Origin of the sequence: Arthrobacter sp. (genome assembly GCF_031179385.1) — a bacterium.
Taxonomy (GTDB): domain Bacteria; phylum Actinomycetota; class Actinomycetes; order Actinomycetales; family Micrococcaceae; genus Arthrobacter_D.
This window is the reverse complement of record NZ_JAPSHV010000057.1, coordinates 1-17,887: the sequence shown is the minus strand read 5'-3', so window position 1 is coordinate 17,887 and position 17,887 is coordinate 1. Positions and strand designations below refer to the sequence as shown.

Annotated in this window: 14 protein-coding genes; 11 read left to right on the top strand and 3 right to left on the bottom strand. The window is 63.7% G+C overall.

Features of this window, described 5'->3' with window-relative positions:
* A partial coding sequence (locus RIF85_RS09525; protein ID WP_309071672.1) for a cation:proton antiporter occupies positions 1-901 on the bottom strand: 901 nt, incomplete at its 3' end.
* Between the two features lie 118 nt (positions 902-1,019).
* On the opposite strand from RIF85_RS09525, the gene RIF85_RS09520 reads away from it, so the two are divergent.
* The 6 genes from RIF85_RS09520 (at position 1,020) to RIF85_RS09495 (ending at position 7,974) form a co-directional block, all read left to right on the top strand.
* Positions 1,020-2,180: a GGDEF domain-containing protein gene (locus RIF85_RS09520; protein ID WP_309071671.1), complete on the top strand. Its 1,161-nt coding sequence runs from the start codon at positions 1,020-1,022 to the stop codon at positions 2,178-2,180.
* Position 2,181: 1 nt separating this feature from the next.
* The gene (ybaK, locus tag RIF85_RS09515) at positions 2,182-2,673 is read left to right on the top strand and encodes a Cys-tRNA(Pro) deacylase (protein ID WP_309071670.1); all 492 of its coding nucleotides are present in this window, start codon (positions 2,182-2,184) and stop codon (positions 2,671-2,673) included.
* Between the two features lie 71 nt (positions 2,674-2,744).
* A complete protein-coding gene (locus RIF85_RS09510) occupies positions 2,745-3,659 on the top strand; it encodes a diacylglycerol kinase family protein (protein ID WP_309071669.1) in 915 nt (304 codons plus the stop codon).
* A 300-nt stretch (positions 3,660-3,959) separates the two neighbouring features.
* Positions 3,960-5,516: a peptidoglycan DD-metalloendopeptidase family protein gene (locus RIF85_RS09505; RefSeq protein ID WP_309071668.1), complete on the top strand. Its 1,557-nt coding sequence runs from the start codon at positions 3,960-3,962 to the stop codon at positions 5,514-5,516.
* Positions 5,517-5,739: 223 nt separating this feature from the next.
* A complete protein-coding gene (locus RIF85_RS09500; RefSeq protein WP_309071667.1) occupies positions 5,740-6,906 on the top strand; it encodes a M14 family zinc carboxypeptidase in 1,167 nt (388 codons plus the stop codon).
* A gap of 33 nt (positions 6,907-6,939) precedes the next feature.
* The gene (locus RIF85_RS09495; protein ID WP_309071666.1) at positions 6,940-7,974 is read left to right on the top strand and encodes a M14 family zinc carboxypeptidase; all 1,035 of its coding nucleotides are present in this window, start codon (positions 6,940-6,942) and stop codon (positions 7,972-7,974) included.
* An 88-nt stretch (positions 7,975-8,062) separates the two neighbouring features.
* On the opposite strand, the gene RIF85_RS09490 is transcribed toward RIF85_RS09495, so the two are convergent.
* Together RIF85_RS09490 and RIF85_RS09485 are read right to left on the bottom strand one after the other, a co-directional pair.
* Complete coding sequence (locus tag RIF85_RS09490) at positions 8,063-9,079, bottom strand: LacI family DNA-binding transcriptional regulator (protein ID WP_309071665.1); 1,017 nt, start codon at positions 9,077-9,079, stop codon at positions 8,063-8,065.
* 38 nt (positions 9,080-9,117) lie between these two features.
* Positions 9,118-10,797, bottom strand: coding sequence for a glycoside hydrolase family 13 protein (locus tag RIF85_RS09485; RefSeq protein ID WP_309071664.1), 1,680 nt, complete (start codon positions 10,795-10,797; stop codon positions 9,118-9,120).
* 269 nt (positions 10,798-11,066) lie between these two features.
* Here RIF85_RS09485 and RIF85_RS09480 point away from each other — a divergent pair, with 269 nt between their 5' ends.
* The 5 genes from RIF85_RS09480 (at position 11,067) to RIF85_RS09460 (ending at position 17,774) form a co-directional block, all read left to right on the top strand.
* Complete coding sequence (locus tag RIF85_RS09480; RefSeq protein WP_309071663.1) at positions 11,067-12,362, top strand: maltose ABC transporter substrate-binding protein; 1,296 nt, start codon at positions 11,067-11,069, stop codon at positions 12,360-12,362.
* Positions 12,363-12,515: 153 nt separating this feature from the next.
* Positions 12,516-14,111 (top strand): ABC transporter permease subunit, encoded by a 1,596-nt coding sequence (locus RIF85_RS09475; protein WP_309071662.1) that lies wholly within the window; start codon positions 12,516-12,518, stop codon positions 14,109-14,111.
* The gene (locus tag RIF85_RS09470) at positions 14,111-15,046 is read left to right on the top strand and encodes a sugar ABC transporter permease (RefSeq protein WP_309071661.1); all 936 of its coding nucleotides are present in this window, start codon (positions 14,111-14,113) and stop codon (positions 15,044-15,046) included. The genes RIF85_RS09475 and RIF85_RS09470 overlap by 1 nt, the downstream gene beginning before the upstream one ends.
* A gap of 7 nt (positions 15,047-15,053) precedes the next feature.
* On the top strand, positions 15,054-16,925 hold the full coding sequence (locus RIF85_RS09465; RefSeq protein ID WP_309071660.1) for a glycoside hydrolase family 13 protein: 1,872 nt from the start codon (positions 15,054-15,056) through the stop codon (positions 16,923-16,925).
* A gap of 225 nt (positions 16,926-17,150) precedes the next feature.
* Positions 17,151-17,774 (top strand): hypothetical protein, encoded by a 624-nt coding sequence (locus RIF85_RS09460; RefSeq protein WP_309071659.1) that lies wholly within the window; start codon positions 17,151-17,153, stop codon positions 17,772-17,774.
* The last annotated feature ends 113 nt before the right edge of the window (positions 17,775-17,887 follow it).

Sequence of the window (17,887 nt, the reverse complement as noted above, 5' to 3'; positions counted from 1 at the left end):
GCAGCCGCTCGAGTTGCTCCACGTAGCTGTGCAGCACGCGGTGGTAGCCGTGGTCGCGTTCTGCCGCACGGATGGTGACGGCGCAGACGAACACCGCAATGAACCCGTAGCCTTCGAAAGTCTCGGTCACGCCATAGGCAAGGAACGTAGCTGCAAGCGCAACGAAGCCCTCGGAGTGGTTCGACAGGCGGAAAGACTCTGCCCGCGAGGAGAAGAAAAGGCGTCCCAGAAACTTGCCAGTTCCGAATCCGAGGAGCACCCCAAACCCGATCCGCCACAGCACGTCCACCGCGAGCCACTGGGGCAGCCACGCTTCCGGTGCCGTGCCCAGAAGGCTCATGGTGATCGCCAGATAGACGAACGGGAAGGCCAGTCCGTCGTTAAGCCCCGCCTCGCTGGTCAGCCCGAAGCGGACCTCATCCTCGCGATCGAAGCCCTCCTCACCGTCGGCCGGTTCACCGACCTGCACTTCCGAGGCAAGCACGGGGTCTGTAGGGGCCAATGCCGCGGCCACCAGGATCGCGCTGGCCAGTCCCAGGCCAAGGAAGGCGAATCCCATCAGCGTGAAGACCAGGATGCAGAGCGGCATCACGATCCCGAGCAGGCGCCACGTGGTGGACCACGAGCGCCAGCCGACGGGACGGTCAAGCGCAAGGCCTGCACCCATGAGCGAGATGATGACGCAGACTTCGGTGAGGTGGGTCGTGACAACCTCGTACTTGACCGGGTCGGGCGAGGGCAGGTATTCGATCAGTGAGAACGCCACGACTCCGGCTGCGAGAAAGACAAGAGGCATGGAGATCGGGGCCCGCCTCAGCAGCCGGGGCAGGAGCGCGGCGGCGAAGACGACGGCGCCCAGAACGGTGTAGATGATGCTGGGTCCCTCGAAGAGTTTGAGCATGGGAGGTTCTCTCTCGCCGTGTGGTCTTGCCTAAAGATACTCGTGTGAGGGGAACTTCGTAGCGGCTGTCACCCCGGGATGGGATACTGGTCCCGATCTCGACGCAGCGGGGGCATAAATGGAATTCCTGGACACGACCACGCTTCGTGTTGCCTTCGGCGTGGTGGCCGTCACCCTGCTGGGGCTTTTCTACTTCGTCACCTTCCAGCGCACCCGTTCGGTGTACAGCGCGTGGTGGTGCGTTGCTCTCCTGCTGTTTCTCGCGGGTGCCGCCGCATACCTGCTCGACGGCACGGTTCACCAGCAGTGGGCCAACCCCTCCGGCAATGCCCTGCTGGTGCTCGGAGCGGCCAGTGTGTGGGCCGGAGCCAGGACACTGCGAACCGACGGACCGCAACCCTGGCAGATCCTCGCCGGACCCGCTGTAACGCTGGTCGTTTCCGTGCTGGACAATCCGGCAACCAATGACTGGTCAGGGGGGCCGGTCTTCCTGGCGTTCATGTGCCTGTTTCTCGCGCTCGCTTCCGCGGAACTATGGGCAGTGAAGCGGTCCTACAGCCGGGTGAGGCAATCCCTTGCGCTCGCCTCCGGCCTCCTTGCAGCCTTCTATCTATGCCGCTGGATGGTCTTCATCGTTGAGGGACCGGACGGACCCACTTTCGTTGCCTACTTCGACTCGGCCATCACCACACTGATCACGCTGGTCCTTCTGGTGGTTGTGTCGTTCAGCATGGCGGCGCTCAGTAATGAACAGGTCACCCAGGACCTGCACCTGCGTGCCACCCGGGATGACCTCACCGGCCTCCTGAACCGTCCCGGGTTCCATGACCTGGCGATGAATGAACTGAAGCGCATCCGGGACAGCCGGACCCCGGGCGCGCTGGTGCTGGCAGACCTTGACCACTTCAAGACCGTGAACGACACCTATGGGCACGCCGCCGGAGACGTGGTCCTCCAGGCCTTCGCCGATGCCTGCGTCGGCACGGTCCGGTCCACCGACCTGGTGGGCAGGCACGGAGGCGAGGAGTTCGTCATCCTGCTCTCCGGAGCGGACTCCAACCGGGCGGAGGGGATCGTCGGTCAGGTGAGTGCTCGGTTCGCACTGGCGAGCTTCTCCGAGGGATTCAAGCCCCCGACGGTCAGCTACGGGATCGCCGCTATCGACGGCAGCTCAAAGGATCTGGGAACGATCCTCGCCACCGCCGATGCTGCCCTGTATGAGGCAAAATCACTGGGCCGCAACCGGGCGGTCCAGGGTTCCTCCGGCGGTGGGGACTGAAATGGGACGGCGCGTTGCCTCCGCCGGAACTCCCGCGACCGTGCTCCTGAGTAAACTCGGGGTCCCCTACCGCACGCTCTCCTACGTCCACGACCCTTCCGCGGAACACTACGGAACGGAAGCCGCCGAAAAGCTTGCGGTAGATCCGGCACAGGTGTTCAAAACACTCATGGTGGACGTCGGCACCCAGTTGGCAGTCGCCGTCGTGCCCGTGAACCGCACGCTGAACCTGAAAGCGATGGGTGCAGCCTGCGGCAGCAAGCGCGCGGCCATGGCGGACCGGGCCGCGGCGGAACGGCGCACCGGGTACGTCATCGGCGGCATTTCACCGCTCGGCCAGAGGCACCGCAGCCCGCTGGTGCTGGACGAATCCGCGTTGGCCTTCGACGCAATCCTGGTGTCGGGCGGCCGCAGGGGTCTCGAGATAGAGCTTGCGCCGGCTGATCTCCTTCGCGCAACGGACGGTACGACGGCGGCGCTCGCCTCCGATTGACCGACCGGCTATTGTGGTGCCAGTTGTCCCACCCCTTCCAGCGAAAAAGAGCACCTGTGCATTGTCACGGCATGCTGGCGGTTGTCAATTCTTCCGCCGGAACAGCGTACCGGCGCAGTGTCGACGCTGTAGCGTCCTTCCTGTCATCGGCATCCTCCCGGCAGGGCAGCGCTTTTGAGCTTGCGCGTACGGAGAACCTCGACGAGCTGAGCTCCGCACTGGGGAGCCTCAACGGCAGACAGTTGGTCCTGCTTGGAGGCGACGGGTCGGTTCACGCGGCGATCGAGTGCCTGCATCAGTCCGCCACGCTCGACGCAGCGGGACCTATCGGAATCATTCCAGTCGGCACCGGGAACGACCTTGCACGGTCGCTGAAGATTCCCCTGGACCCGCTGCAGGCTGCCGAATGCGTGATGTCCGGCCCTGTCCGAACGATGGAGCTGCTGCTCAGCGGGGACAAGGTTGCCGTCAACGCGGTGCACATGGGTATCGGCGCCGATGCCTCATACAAGGGTGCCGAAGTGAAGAAGAAACTTTCGAAGATCAAAGCAGGGAAGCTGGGCTACCCGCTCGGCGCGATCGCAGCAGGAATCAGCTCGCCGGGTCTGAACCTCAGCGTGCGGGTCGACGGAGAGCTGTTGCACGACGGCTCCCGCCCTCTGCTGATGGCCGCGCTTGGGCTTGGAGGCACAGTCGGCGGGGGTGCGCGGCTCATTCCCGACGCCAATCCGCACGACGGGTTCGTCGACGTCGTGCTGTGGGAGTCGGTGGGAAGAGCCGCCCGGGTGGGGTACGCGCTGGGCCTGAAGAACGGGGACCACGCGCGGCGGAGCGATGTGCGGGTCGGGCGGGGCCAGACTGTGGAGGTCACCGCCGTGGACGGGAACGGATTCCGCGTGAGCAATGACGGCGAGCTGTGGGGCCCCTTCACGGAGCGCCGGTGGGAAGTGCAGTGCGATGCCTGGCAGGTCATTGCACCGCAGTAAATAACACGGTTCGCAAGGGATTGCCACGGGGACCTTCGAATTCACTCAAGGTTTCCACAAGAGAGAGGGAGCACTCTTCTTACATGGCAAACAGCCCAGTAGGCTGATTGTCAGCCGCCAGCAACAATGGGCCCTTTCGAGGGCACCTAGCGAAGGCTAGATGTTCAGATTCCTTCCCGGAGGGTCGGTCGGAACGGACCTTCAATAGGGGAAAATGTACGGGGAGTACCAGTGAGTGAAGTCAGGCCAGCGTCCGGCCACCAAGTGTTGAGGAGCCGTCGTCGTGCGGTGCGGTCGGGCATGAGCGTCTGTCTTGCGGTGGCTGTCATCTACTCATTCGGTTACCCAGGGGCTACGCCCCTCTCATCCGGATCAGGAGCAGCAGGCACCATCCTCGCGCAGGGTGCGGGCAACTCCACTGATGTCGCAGAGCCACCCACCGGATTCGTGGGTGAACAGCTGCTGGTAGCACCGGAGGTCACCGCGCCCCACAGCAGCTCCGATTCCCTCGTTCCGGGTCGTGAGATTCCAGGCGCCAAGGAATCAGCCCGCGCACGGGCGAACGCTGAGGAAGCCTCAGTCGGAGAAATCAGCACCATGGGGCGTCCCGGCAAGGGAATGCTCATCTCGCCGCTGCAATTCCTCACCCCCAGTTCCCCATTCGGTTTGCGCACCAGCCCCATCACGGGTGAGCACGGTGAGTTCCACTCAGGCCAGGACTTCGCAGCGCCGTGCGGCACCCGGGTCTTCTCGGCGGACGCCGGGGTTGTGCGTGCGGTTGGCTGGCATCCGTGGGGTGGCGGCAACCGAGTTGAGCTCGATCACGGCAACGGGCTTGTCACTACCTACAACCACCTCGAGGGTGTCGCTGTGGAAACCGGCGACCGCGTAGGTGCAGGGCAGGTCATCGCCACAGTCGGCACCACCGGCTGGTCCACCGGATGTCACCTGCACTTCGAGACCATCCTTGACGGCGCACACACCGACCCCAGTGCTTGGAAGCTGATCCCGCTGGATGGCAGCGGGCCAACCGAGATGCCGAGCCTTGTGAACTTCACGCCCGGCACCGGCAACGGGCGCGACGGCGACACCGCCTGGGTCGCCTACCTCGCTTCATCCGAGCCCATCGAGCCGATCGCCTACAAGTCGCCGTCGCGCGTTGATGCTGAGGTGTCCGCGCTCGGGAAGCGCCCTGCCACCGGCAAGACCCCGTCCGCCGCGGAAAAGTCCTCGCCGGGCAAGATCGTCACGGCGTCGCCGTCGGGAACGCCGTCGACCTCGGGAACGCCGTCCAGCACAGGGACGCCGTCGTCTTCAGGAACGCCCACTGATAAACCGGGCACATCCACGTCCACGCCTCCTGCGACGAAGCCCCCGGTCACGAGCACGCCCCCGACGACGACGGCTCCAGTGACGCCTCCGTCCGGCGAGACCGAAACCCCCTCGACTCCGCCGCCAGCGTCCGAGACCCCTTCCACTCCACCGCCAGCGACCGAGACCCCCGCTCAACCGACACCCCCTGTCACTGATCCGGTGCCGACACCCCCTGTCACTGATCCGGAGCCGACACCCCCTGTCACTGATCCGGAGCCGACGCCAACGGTCACCGATCCGGTGGTTGAAACCCCCGCGGATCCGGCCCCGAGTGATACAGCGGTTCCGACCGCGGACTCACCGGCTCCGACTACGCCGTCGGCCGCTGCGCCGGAGACCTGCGACCCGCTCGGCGATTCGGCGGCGGACCCGATCACGATTGATCCGGAAACCGGTTTGGCGATCGATCCCGTCACCGGGCTGCTGCGGCCTGTTGAGGAACTGTGTGACCCGGCGAGCGAAGTTGTCGCCGCGGCGCCGTAGATACTGACGACGAAGTTTGAATGTGCCCGGATCCTCCCAAAGGATCCGGGCATTTTCGCTTCAGCAGCGCGTCCGGATTTCCTTGTACGGGTCGTCCGGGCAATGCGTCAAGACACCATAGTCATATTGGTACGAGTTTGCCTTAGCCTCTTCCCTTGGTTGCTTACCCCAAGTAACCTCGTGTCACCCCCTCTCTTTGAGACATATCCGGAGGTTCACACATATGGGAAAGCCTTTCCCGCTCTCTGCCAAGATCGCGCTCCTGAGCACCGCTGCCCTGGCTGCGCCCATCTTGGTTGGTCCGCCCGCCGTCGCCAACGCACAGTTCCCGTCGACGGAGGGAAACACCAACACCGCGAGCATCCTCACCTATGACGACACCATCGCCGAACTGACCAAGCTTGAGAAGAACAGCCGGTATCCGGTCGATGTCTTCACGCTGGAAGAAGCCGGCACAGAGGTTAACAAGAGTGAACAGGGCCGCGACCTCTACGTGGCAACGGTCGGAAACGGACCGGAAGACGTCTGGGTGCAGGGACGCATCCACGGCAACGAGCCTTACGGTGCCGAATCGATCCTGACCCTTCTGAAGGACCTTGGCACGAACGGATCCGCCGAGTACCAGGAAATCCGTGACGCGTTCACCATCCACTTCATCCCGATGTACAACCCGGACGGCAGCGAGATGAACATCCGCCAGACCGTCCTGTACGACGATGAAACCGGGAAGCCCCTCCTGAACGGCGCCGGTCAGGAGCAGCGCGTCGATCTCAACCGCGACTGGGTCGCTGACAAGTTCCAGGCCGACGAGTCCCTTGCGTTCTACGAGTACTGGACCATGGTCAAACCCGACTACGGGATCGACATCCATCATCAGGGCCTGAAGAAGCAGTACGGCACGGGCGACGACGTCACCCTCTCCCTCGGCATCTCTCTTGCACCCGGCGGCCCCACGCTGCCGACCCTGCAAGGTGGGGCCTACGACGTGCTCACCCGTCAGATGCACGGCCACGTCTTCCAGCAACTGTCCAAGTACGGCTACATCACCATGGACCGCTATCAGGTTGGCGGTTCGCTGGAAATCGACATCAAGGGCGGCGTTGTGTCGGCAATGATGCTCGGACTCAACTATCAGGGCCTGAACCCGTCCGGACACTCGAACCCTGTGGTCTTCTTCGAGACCTCGGGCAACACCAGCGACGGCAGCCTCGGCCAGAAGGCGCGAGGCAAGAGCATTCAGCAGAATGTGCTCGCCATGAAGACACTCCTGTCCGGCCTGGCAACCGACGAAGTCCAGCAAGTGGACCCCAACGTGTGGGAAGAAATTCCGCACACTCCGGTCACCGGCTACAGCACCGACTACGCCGGCACCATTCCGGTCTCCTTCTGATCTCCAGCACTTCCTGAAAGGAAACCCTTCCCTGTGAAGAAATCACTTGCAGCAGCAGCCCTCGCCGGCGCCCTCACCATCTCCTCCGTGGCCGTTTCCGCGCCGGGCTTCGCCGTAGGCGAGGGACCGGGATACAACGGCAACGAAACCATCAATACTTCGATCCTGCGCACCTACGATGAGATGGTCGACTACCTGAAGACCCAGGACGCCAAGCAGGACGCAATGGAGCTTGAGGTCATCGGGCAGTCCGTGAAGGGCCGCGACCTCTATCTCGCGAAGTACATCTCCAACCCGGAGAACCCGACCATCCTCTTCCTGACCCAGCAGCACGGCAACGAGCAGCTCACCACAGAGGGTGCGCTCGAGTTCATCAAGCACCTCGGCACCGGCAAGACCGGCGGAGTCCTCGACGGCGTCAACATCCTGGTAGTGCCCATGCTCAACCCGGACGGCGCAATGGGTGATGTCAACTTCTCGCTCGATGACTACATCGCCAGCGGTGACCGGCACCTGACCAGATACAACGCGGTCGGCGTGGACCTGAACCGCGACCATGTCGCGAAGGTGCAGCCCGAGACCCAGGCGCTGCACACCAACGTCATGGCCAAGTACGACATCGACTACATGATCGACCTCCATCACCAGGGCACCAACAGCGAGCGCGACGGAAAGCTGGTTTCCGGTTCGATCCTGCACCCCACCACGCCCAACGTTGATCCGGACGTGCTCGAGGGCTCCAAGCGCCTCGGCGCAGTAGTGTTCGACGCCGTCGACTCCACAGGCTGGGGCCACCTCGGCAAGTACGTCGGTGGTTCCGCCGAAACCATCAGCCGCAACGGCATCGCCGTCGAGTACGGAATCTCCACCCTGCTGTTCGAGATGCGCGGTATGTCCGACCACTTCAACGAGGGCGCCGTCCTCGGCCAGAAGAGCAACGGCTACCTGATCAAGCAGACCGTCACCACACTCGACGCGACGGTCCGCGCGATCGCTGACGGTTCGATCAGCACCGCAGACACTTCCTTCTGGGACACCCTTGCAGAGCAGAACAACCGCTCCGAGTAACCAGGTCCGGTAGTCCACAGCACGCAGAAGGGGCGGGTCGCTTACCGCGGCCCGCCCCTTCTGCGTGTGTCTTCTACTCCCCCGGTGTCTATTCCCCTGGTGCAGCGGTACTGGATCGCACGATCATCTCGGTATGCGCCGTGTGGTCGGTGGGGTCGCCGGATTCGGCGGGACCGGCGAAGAGCTGCAGCATCCGTTCGACAGCCCTTGCGCCCTGCCGCGCCGGATACTGTGCGACAGTGGTCAGCCCGAAGACCTCTCCCAGGTCGTGACCGTCGATTCCAATCACGGAGAGCGCATCCGGCACCCGAATCCCGAGTTCCCGGGCCGCGACGATAGCGCCGATTGCCATTTCATCCGAGGCACAAAAAACGGCGGTTGGCCGGTTGCGGGGATAACCGAGCATGCGCTTCGCGACGGCGTAACCACCCGGAATCGTGAAGTCCGCGTACGCCAACCACGACGACGACACCTCCAGTCCCGCCGCTTCCATCGCCACCTCGTAGCCACGACGCCGGCCCTCGGAAATGTTGAAGTCCCGCGCCGCATCCTCTGGTCCGCCAACGTAACCGATCCGCCGGTGCCCCAGGCTGATCAGATGTTCGGTTGCGAGCTGCGCGATGGAGAACTCATTCACGCTGATGGTGTCCGCGCCCGGCAGCGGTCCCCCGATGCCGACGATCGGCTTGCCCACCGCGAGGAGCTGCCCTAGTTCAGTGTCGGAGAGCTGCAGCGATACCGAGATAACGCCGTCGCAGCGCTGCCGGAGCAGGAACTCGGAGAACACCCTGTCACGGTGAGCGGCGCCGTCGCTGACGTTGTAGAGCGTGAGGTCGTAACCGGCGTCGAGCAGGGACGCGGCGACACTGTCCACAATCTGGGAGAAGTACCAGCGGTTGACGGAGGGCACAACCACGCCAACATTTCGGTTCCGGCCCGACGCGAGCGACGAGGCCGAGAAGGACGGAACGAATTCCAGTTCCTTCGCGGCCTCGAGCACTTTGAGGCGGGCACGTTGTGAGACCTGACCGTTGCCGCTGAGGGCACGGGAAACCGTGGCCGTGGAAACGCCGGCAAGCGCTGCTACATCCTTGATGCCAACCACGGCGCCCTCCCTCAGAGCAAAGGACGGGCGGAGTCCTCTTAGTTCAGTCTTAGCCATACGCACCGGTTCGGCGCCAATACGCCGTCGGCACCGGCATCCGCATGGCTGGCCGCAAGAACCGAGCCCGCAGGTACGTTGATGTCAGATTGTCCCATGTTGAAGATCACCATCACGTCATTGTTGAGGAATGCGATGGTGTCGGTGCCGTCGGCGTCCACCGCCCAGCTCAGCGACCCTGCCCCCAGCCCCAGCTCTTTTCGGAGCGAGAGCGCAGAGCGGTAGAGATTGAGGGTCGATGCAGGGTCTGCCTGCTGGGAGTCGCGGGCAAGGGTCGCCCAGTCCTCGGGCTGAGGCAGCCAGCCGCCGTCGTTCGAGCCGAAGCCGTAGTGCGGCTCATCCGCGCGCCAGGGCAGCGGGACGCGGCATCCGTCCCGGCCCACTCGTTCTCCGCCGGTGCGAACAAAGGTGGGGTCCTGACGAAGTTCGTCCGGGATGGTGAGGTGGTCGGGCAGCCCAAGCTCTTCGCCCTGGTACAGGTACACGCCGCCGGGCAGTGCCAGCATCGCCAGGGATGCAGCGCGTGCGCGGTCAAGCCCGACCTCCGGCCTTTCTTCCCCGAATCGTGTGGCGTGACGAGGAACGTCGTGGTTGCTCAGGACCCAGGTGGTTGGAGCGCCGACGCTGTCGAACGCCTGAAGTGAGTCGGTAATGATCTCCCGGAGCCGGGCGGCATCCCACGGGTGGTGCAGATAGGCAAAGTTGAAGGCCTGGTGCATCTGGTCGTTGCGAACCCAGTTCACCAGCCGCGACAACGGATCAATGGTCGCTTCCGCACACAGGATGCGGTCGCCGTCGTACTCACCCAGGATCGAGCGCCACCGGCGGTAGATGTCATGGATCGCCCTCTGTCCGAACATCGGCGCAGCGTGGCCGGGGTGTTCCTCAGTCGAGCACCCGTCGGGGCGTCCGTGCCAGTCCGGAAGGCCTTCGGCCTTGACGAGGGCGTGCGCGACGTCGACGCGGAAGCCGGTGACGTTCCGGTCCAGCCAGAAGCGGAGGATCCGCTCGAACTCGGCGTGCACGGCCGGGTTGTCCCAGTTGAAGTCCGGCTGGGAGGAGTCGAAGAGGTGGAGGTACCACTGGCCGGGTGTGCCGTCGTCGTTCAGCGTGCGGGTCCAGGCCGAGCCGCCGAAGTGCGACTGCCAATTGTTCGGCGGATTGGACCCGTCGGGGCCGGTTCCGTCGCGGAAGATGAACATTGCGCGTTCGGGTGAGCCGGGTTCAGCGGCAAGGGCGGCCTTGAAGAGTGCGTGTTCGCTGGAGCAGTGGTTGGGGACGAGGTCGATGATTACCTTGATCCCCAGCTTTGTTGCTCGTGCCGTAAGCCGGTCGAAGTCTTCGAGAGTGCCGAACATGGGGTCGACGTCGCAGTAGTCGGCGACATCGTAGCCGCCATCCCGCTGTGGCGAAGTGTAGAACGGAGACATCCAGATGGCGTCGACGCTGAGGTCGGCGAGCTGGTGGAGCTCAGCCGTGATCCCTGCGAGATCCCCCTGGCCGTCACCGTTCAGATCCCTGAAGGACCGGGGGTAGACCTGGTAGATGACCGATGAGCGCCACCATGCGTCGTCGTCGTGTGCGGTGTGGAGAGGTGCATGAAATGTGGGCGCGGGCGACAGGGCGGAGACAGCTGGCGCAAGCGATACGGCGTTGGGCATGGGGTACATGCTAACCACGGCAGCACGTTAATTGAAAGCGTTTACAGTTGCTCTTCATCCCGTTGTATCAACCCTCCCGCGGATTCTTGCGGGCCGCAAAATTCATCTTGTGCGGATTGACCGTAAACGCTTACGATGTGTTGTGCCTCACCCCTTCCGACGGATTGTGAAGGGTTCGGCACTACCAACCGGTCTCTCATTCTCACCAGCGCCGTGAAGCGCAATGCCCACTGATGGGCTGCCGTCCGGCGCCACAGAAAGGTTCACCAATGAAGGTGCAAACAACCAGACTCCTCCATCGACGGACGCTGGCCACAGCCGCTCTGTCCGTCGCCGTGATGGCAGTGACTGCCTGCGGCGGCGGGTCCACCGAGTCCACTACCGGAGAATCGGCTGCGCCCACCAACCTCGCCGAAGGTGGCTCAACCACCCTGACCATGTGGGTGGACGCGGAGCGTGCTCCAGCGCTCGAGTCGATCGCTGCATCCTTCGAGGAGGACACCGGAATCTCGATCGACCTCGCGGTCAAAGACTTCGCTGCCGTCCGTGACGACTTCATTACCCAGGTACCCACCGGCAACGGACCGGACCTGATCGTCGGCCCGCACGACTGGATCGGCACCTTTGTGGAGAACGGCGTCGTTGCTCCCGTTGAGCTGGGCGACAAGGCAGGCGAGTTCCAGGAATCGGCAATTCAGGCCATGTCCTACGAGGGCAGCCTGTACGGCGTTCCCTACGCGATCGAAAACATCGGACTGCTGCGCAACGCCGACATGGTGCCTGAGGCCGCAGAGACCTTCGACGAGGTGATCGCCAACGGCGAGGCAGCTGTCGAGGCCGGCGACGCGGAGTTCCCGTTCCTCGTGGGTCTCGACCCCAAGCAGGCAGACCCGTACCACATGTACCCCTTCCAGACCTCGATGGGCGTTCCGGTTTTCGCCCAGAATGAGGACGGCAGCTACGACGCCTCGAAGCTCCTGCTCGGTGAGGAGAACGGCGTCGAATTCGCGAAGAAGCTCGTTGAGTGGGGCGACGCCGGATCCGGCATCCTCAACTCGAACATCACCGGTGACATCGCCAAGGAGAAGTTCCTTGCCGGTGAGTCCCCCTACTACCTGACCGGCCCGTGGAACGTCGGCGCCGCTCAGGAAGCCGGGATCAACGTCGCCGTCGATCCCCTGCCTACTGTGGGCGATGAGCCTGCTCAGCCCTTCATCGGCGTGAACGGGTACTTCATCTCCGCGCAGAGCAAGAACGCCCTGGCTGCAAACGAGTTCGCAGTGAACTACCTGACCACCGAAGAAGCACAGGATGCCATGTTCGGAGTGGGTGGCCGCCCGCCGGCACTCACCGCCTCCTTCGAGAAGGCCGCGTCTGACCCGATCGTTGCCGCGTTCGGTGAGATCGGCGCCAACGGCGTTCCGATGCCCGCGGTCCCCGAAATGCAGGCAGTCTGGGCTGACTGGGGTGCAACTGAGCTTGCACTGATCAAGGGCACTGCAAAGCCGGAGGAAGCCTGGCCGGCCATGGTGAAGAACATCGAGCAGAAGATCTCTGCCGGATAACTCACCCACCAAGCAGCCGTTGTGGGCCGGCCGGATGCACCCCGGCCCACAACGGCTTCCCTTTACCCGGGCCGTGCCCTGCACTGCCTGACTCGCCACTGCCTTGACTAGTGCCTGCCCTTAACGCACTGCTTCGAACGAAAGCTCCGGCCCATGCCAACCACCGAACTGACCCGAACTTCTCCGCAGAAACAGCCCAGGTCCCTCCGCCCGTCGGACTCGATGGCCGGACTTCTCGCAAAAATCATCCTGCTGGGGCTCGTCGACGCCTTCGCGGTCTACGTCCTCACCGTCCTGTTCCTGCAGGAAAAGTGGACGGTGCTGGTGCTGGCAGCGGGCGTCACGCTACTCATCAACTGGATCTACCTCCGGCGTGGAGGGCTTCCCGCCAAATACCTTGCCCCCGGCGTCTTTTTCCTGCTGATCTTCCAGGTCTTCGTCATGATCTTCAGCGGCTACGTGGCGTTCACCAACTACGGCGACGGACACAACAGCACCAAGGAAGATGCCATCTCCGCCATCCAGCTCGCAGCGCAGCAGCGGGTGCCGGACTCCCCCGCCTACCGGGTCACCATCGTCGAGCAGGACGGCGAATTCCACTTCCTCACCACCGATCCCGACGGCGGCATCAGCATCGGCAGCGCCGAGGAGCCGCTCGAGGAAGCATCGGATGCTGTTACCGACGGCACCGGGAAGGCAACCGAACTCGAGGGGTACCGCACGCTCCAGTTCAACGAGGTGCTGGCGAACCAGGCCGACATTCTCGCCCTGACCATCCCATTCTCGGACGATCCGGACGACGGCACCCTGAAGACCAGCGACGGCTCCACCGCCTATGTCTACAGCCCAACGCTGGAATACGACGAAGCCGCCGACACCTTTACCGACACCGAAACCGGCACCGTGTACGCCGACTCGGGGAAGGGCACGTTCGTCTCCGAGGACGGGAACGAGCTCAGCACCGGCTGGAAGATCGACGTCGGCTTCGCAAACTTCACCAAGGCCTTCTCCGACGAGAACATCCGTGGACCGCTCCTTCAGGTGACTCTCTGGACCTTCACCTTCGCGCTGGTTTCGGTACTTTCCACGTTCGCGCTGGGGTTGTTCCTCGCCAACGCCTTCAACCTGCCGAACCTGCGCGGGAAGCGCATCTACCGGGTCCTGATGATCCTCCCCTACGCGTTCCCGGCGTTCCTCGCAGGCCTCGTATGGTCCGGCCTGCTCAACCCCGAGTTCGGATACGTCAACAACACCTTCTTCGGCGGCGCGAACATCCCGTGGCTGACCGATCCGCTGCTGGCGAAGATCAGCGTCCTGCTGGTCAACCTGTGGCTCGGTTTCCCCTACATGTTCCTGGTGTGCACCGGTGCCCTGCAGTCCCTCCCGGAGGACGTCAATGAAGCGGCAAAGCTCGACGGCGCCACCCCCTGGAAGCTGTTCACCTCCATCAAGCTGCCGCTTCTGCTGGTCTCGGTCGCTCCTCTGTTGATCGCGAGCTTCGCGTTCAACTTCAACAACTTCAACATCATCTACATGCTGACTGACGGCGGTCCGCGCCTCTCAGACACCACGGTCAACGTGGGCGCGACGGACATCCTCATCACCATGGTGTACGAAGTCGCGTTCGGCAGCGGGGTGGGCCGTGACTACGGTCTCGCCAGTGCGCTGTCCATCGTCATCTTCTTCATCGTCGCCGCAATTTCGATTCTCAGCTTCCGGCAGACCAAGGCCCTCGAGGAGATCCACTAATGGCCACCCAAACACCAACCACGCTCCTTGCCGGCTCAGGATCGGGTACGACGACGTCGCTTCCTCCCCAGCGCAAGCAGTCCTTCGGCGCCTGGTTCCGTGAGAAGGGCTGGCGGCATCTGGTGGGCGTCATCACCACCCTGTTCGCGGTGTTCCCGCTCCTGTATGTGCTGTCCGCGGCGTTGAACTCGACGGGCACCATGGCCGGGTCCAATGTGCTCTTCAGCCGCATCGACTTCGGCAACTTCGAGCAGCTGTTCAGCGACCCCAACCGTCCCTTCGGCAAGTGGTTCGTCAACACACTGGTGATCGGCGTCATAACCTCTGCAGCAACTGTCTTCCTTGGTGCGCTGGCTGCGTACGCGTTCAGCCGCATGCGCTTCAAGGGCCGCAGGGTCAGCCTGCTCACCCTCCTCATACTGCAGATGTTTCCACAGCTGCTTGCCGTCGTCGCAATCTTCCTGCTGCTCAACTTCATCACCGACGTGGTGCCGTGGCTGGGACTGGGCAGCCAGTTGGGGCTGATCATGGTGTATCTCGGTGGAGCGCTGGGCGTGAACACGTATCTGATGTACGGATTCTTCAACACCATTCCGCCGTCGCTCGACGAGGCTGCGCGCATTGACGGTGCGAGCCACGTCCAGGTGTTCTTCACCATCATCCTGCCGCTGGTGACGCCGATCCTTGCCGTCGTCGGGCTCTTGGCCTTCATCGGCCTGAGCAGCGAGTTTGTGATTGCCAGCGTGGTGTTGACGGACCCGGACAGCCAGACACTCGCCGTCGGGCTTTACTCCTACGTGGGTCAGCAGCGCTCCGAGAACTGGGGCGTCTTCGCTGCCGGCGCCGTGCTCGCTGCCCTGCCGGTGATGGCGCTGTTTCTGTATCTGCAGAAGTACATCGTGAACGGTCTGTCCGCCGGATCGGTCAAGGGCTAAGTCGCAGATGGTCGTCCTGCCGCATCATGACGGATCGGCACTGTATGTGCCCTCCGACGTTTCGCTGGGTGCTTCGGTGCCGGTCCGCCTGCGGGTCCCCCGGTCTTACGGGTCCGTCCGGCGGGTGTATGTGCGATCTCTCAGGGACGCCGAACCGCACTATGACGAGGCCCGCCGGCTTGGGAACGTCGGCTCGTGGGAGTGGTGGGAGGCTTCGGTCCGGCTGGTGAATCCGGTGACGCGCTACCGGTTCCTGCTCGAGGTTGATTCTCCATCCGAATCTGCCGACAGTTCCACGTGGCACTGGCTGAACGCGGAAGGCCTGTTCGCGCGGGACACACCTGACGTGCACGACTTTCGAATGGTGGCCCATCAACCGGCGCCCGAATGGGCCCGGCAGGGTGTGATCTACCAAATCTTTCCCGACAGGTTCGAGCGGTCAGCTTCGGCTGCTGAACGTGAGGCTCCGGACTGGGCGGTTCCCTGCGAGTGGAGCACGCCGGTACAGCCGTCCGGCGCCGAAACCCCGTACCAGTTCTACGGCGGCGACCTCGACGGCATCGCGGAGCGGCTTGACCATATCCAGTCACTCGGTGCGACGGTGGTGTACCTGACCCCCTTCTTCCCGGCACGGTCGAACCACCGCTATGACGCATCGACGTTCAGCTCGGTGGATCCGCTGCTCGGCGGTGATGAGGCGCTGATCCGACTCGTGAAGGCTGCCCACGAGCGGGGGCTCAAGGTGATCGGTGACCTCACCACCAACCACACCGGTGACGCGCACGAGTGGTTCCGCACCGCCGTCGTCGATCCTGGTTCCGATGAGGCGGGCTTCTATTACTTCTCTGAGGACCGCTCCGACTACGCGGCCTGGTTCGGGGTGCCGAGCCTGCCGAAACTGAACTGGGTCTCACCTGCGCTGCGTGAGCGGTTCATCGGGGGTCCGGCCTCCGTCGTCGGGCGGTTTCTGCAGCCGCCGTTCAATCTGGATGGTTGGCGCGTCGACGTGGCGAACATGACCGGCCGCCACGGCGACGTTGATCTGAACCGTTCTGTCGCGTTGGCTGTCCGGTCCACGATGCACAAGGTCAATCCGGACACGCTGCTGCTCGCCGAATCGACCAACGATGCGGCGATGGATTTTGACGGCGATACCTGGCACGGAGCCATGACGTACTCGAACTTCACGCGGCCGCTATGGCAGTGGCTGGCTGGTTCATCGGACGTCAACTTCTTCGGCACTCCCCTGCCCGGCCCGAACCGGATTCCGGCAGAGCAGTTCGTGGAGCTGCACTCGGTGTTTGCGGCAGCCTTCCCGTGGCAGGTACGGACGCAGAACATGATCGCGCTCAACACGCATGACACCGCGCGTGCCTCGACGGTGATGATTCCCGGAGGGCAACTGGTCGGGCTGGGGATCATGTTCTCAATGCCCGGGATTCCCACGCTGTTTGCCGGTGACGAGTTCGGCCTGGAGGGCATCAACGGTGAGGACTCGCGGACGCCGATGCCGTGGGATTCGCTGACGCCATCGCATCGAGAACTGCACGACGCCGTTGCGCACCTTGGCCGGTTGCGTCGCGATGTGCCGGCGTTGGCTTTCGGCGGGCTGCGGTGGCTGTACGCCGAGGGGGACGTTCTGGCGTATGTCCGTGAACATGCCTCGGGGTCGGTGCTGGTTGTTGCGTCCCGTGCCGGCTTTGATAACGTCAGCCTGCCGCTCGATCTTGTGGGTGTGCCTGCCTTCGAGGCTGCGTCCGACCTGTGGAGCACGGGCTCAGTTTCCGCCGACTGGTCTGAGGACGGGGTGGTGTTCCGCGGCGAGGGCCCCGGTGTAGGGCTGTGGCTGTTGCCCGGGGTCGCCGTGCCGTCTGCCTGACACCCGCCTGACACCCGCCTTTGACTCTGCCCCGTCGCAACCTGCCTCTCTTTAGCACTCGCCCGGCGCAGAACTGGCCCTTAGGCACAAATCCCGCTGTCTTTGAGCACCGGTTCTGCGCCTAAGGGCCACTTCTGCGTGCGGCCCCTTATTGACGACGACGGCGGCCCGGGTAAGCATGGGACATCATCCACTCCTGGGTCTCCTTATTGATGGCGGTTGTTCATGACTTGGGATACCTCTCGCACCTCTTCGATCACACGGGTGGCCGGTCCTGCCGCACTGATTGGCGGCCTGCTTGGTACCGTCGCGGTGATCCTTCACTCGCTGGAACCGACTCGATGTGTCGGAACGGAATGCGCCGCCCAACCGATGCGGTCGGCGTCGGGCCTGGTCACCGGCATCGGTGCCGCAGCCGCTTTGTTGGTGCTGCTGGGTCTGGTCGAGCTCACGCTGATGGCGCGTCACTCCGGCCGGTCGCCGAAGCTGATGAATATCGGGCTGGCATGCGCCGCCGTCGGTTTCCTGGTACTGCTGGCCGCAGTGTTCATCCAGGCGGCGTTCTTCGGAGGCAACTTTTCGGGAATGCCCTATCTGGTGGTCGTCGGGATGGTGACCCTGATCATCGGATTCGTACTCATCGGAATCTTCATCCTGCGGTCCGGGGTTCTCCCTCGCTGGCTCGGGGTTCTCCTCGTCGCAAGCAGTGTTCTGTTGTTGGCGGCCAACGAGCAGACGTCCGCCGTGCTGTTGGCGATTCCATTCCAGCTCGCCATCGCGACGACGGGATACTTCATGCTCAATCGGTCCAGGGCCCCGAGCCGCGCTCCAGCGAGCCAACTCGGGTGACGGATCGTTGTGAGCCTTGCCGGATGCCGACAGAATAGGGAAACCGACTCCGACGGCTGAAGGGGAGCCATGGCCACTGCACAAACGAGCGCTCATTCGGAAGCCCCGGTTGG

What these genes read in the sequence shown, in the direction of transcription:
- RIF85_RS09465 (WP_309071660.1), top strand. Translation starts at nt 15,054, where the DNA reads ATGGTCGTCCTGCCGCATCATGACGGATCGGCACTGTATGTGCCCTCC.
- RIF85_RS09500 (WP_309071667.1), top strand. Translation starts at nt 5,740, where the DNA reads ATGGGAAAGCCTTTCCCGCTCTCTGCCAAGATCGCGCTCCTGAGCACC.
- RIF85_RS09485 (WP_309071664.1), bottom strand. Translation starts at nt 10,797, where the DNA reads ATGCCCAACGCCGTATCGCTTGCGCCAGCTGTCTCCGCCCTGTCGCCC.
- RIF85_RS09510 (WP_309071669.1), top strand. Translation starts at nt 2,745, where the DNA reads ATGCTGGCGGTTGTCAATTCTTCCGCCGGAACAGCGTACCGGCGCAGT.
- ybaK (WP_309071670.1), top strand. Translation starts at nt 2,182, where the DNA reads ATGGGACGGCGCGTTGCCTCCGCCGGAACTCCCGCGACCGTGCTCCTG.
- RIF85_RS09520 (WP_309071671.1), top strand. Translation starts at nt 1,020, where the DNA reads ATGGAATTCCTGGACACGACCACGCTTCGTGTTGCCTTCGGCGTGGTG.
- RIF85_RS09505 (WP_309071668.1), top strand. Translation starts at nt 3,960, where the DNA reads ATGAGCGTCTGTCTTGCGGTGGCTGTCATCTACTCATTCGGTTACCCA.
- RIF85_RS09475 (WP_309071662.1), top strand. Translation starts at nt 12,516, where the DNA reads ATGCCAACCACCGAACTGACCCGAACTTCTCCGCAGAAACAGCCCAGG.
- RIF85_RS09480 (WP_309071663.1), top strand. Translation starts at nt 11,067, where the DNA reads ATGAAGGTGCAAACAACCAGACTCCTCCATCGACGGACGCTGGCCACA.
- RIF85_RS09470 (WP_309071661.1), top strand. Translation starts at nt 14,111, where the DNA reads ATGGCCACCCAAACACCAACCACGCTCCTTGCCGGCTCAGGATCGGGT.
- RIF85_RS09460 (WP_309071659.1), top strand. Translation starts at nt 17,151, where the DNA reads ATGACTTGGGATACCTCTCGCACCTCTTCGATCACACGGGTGGCCGGT.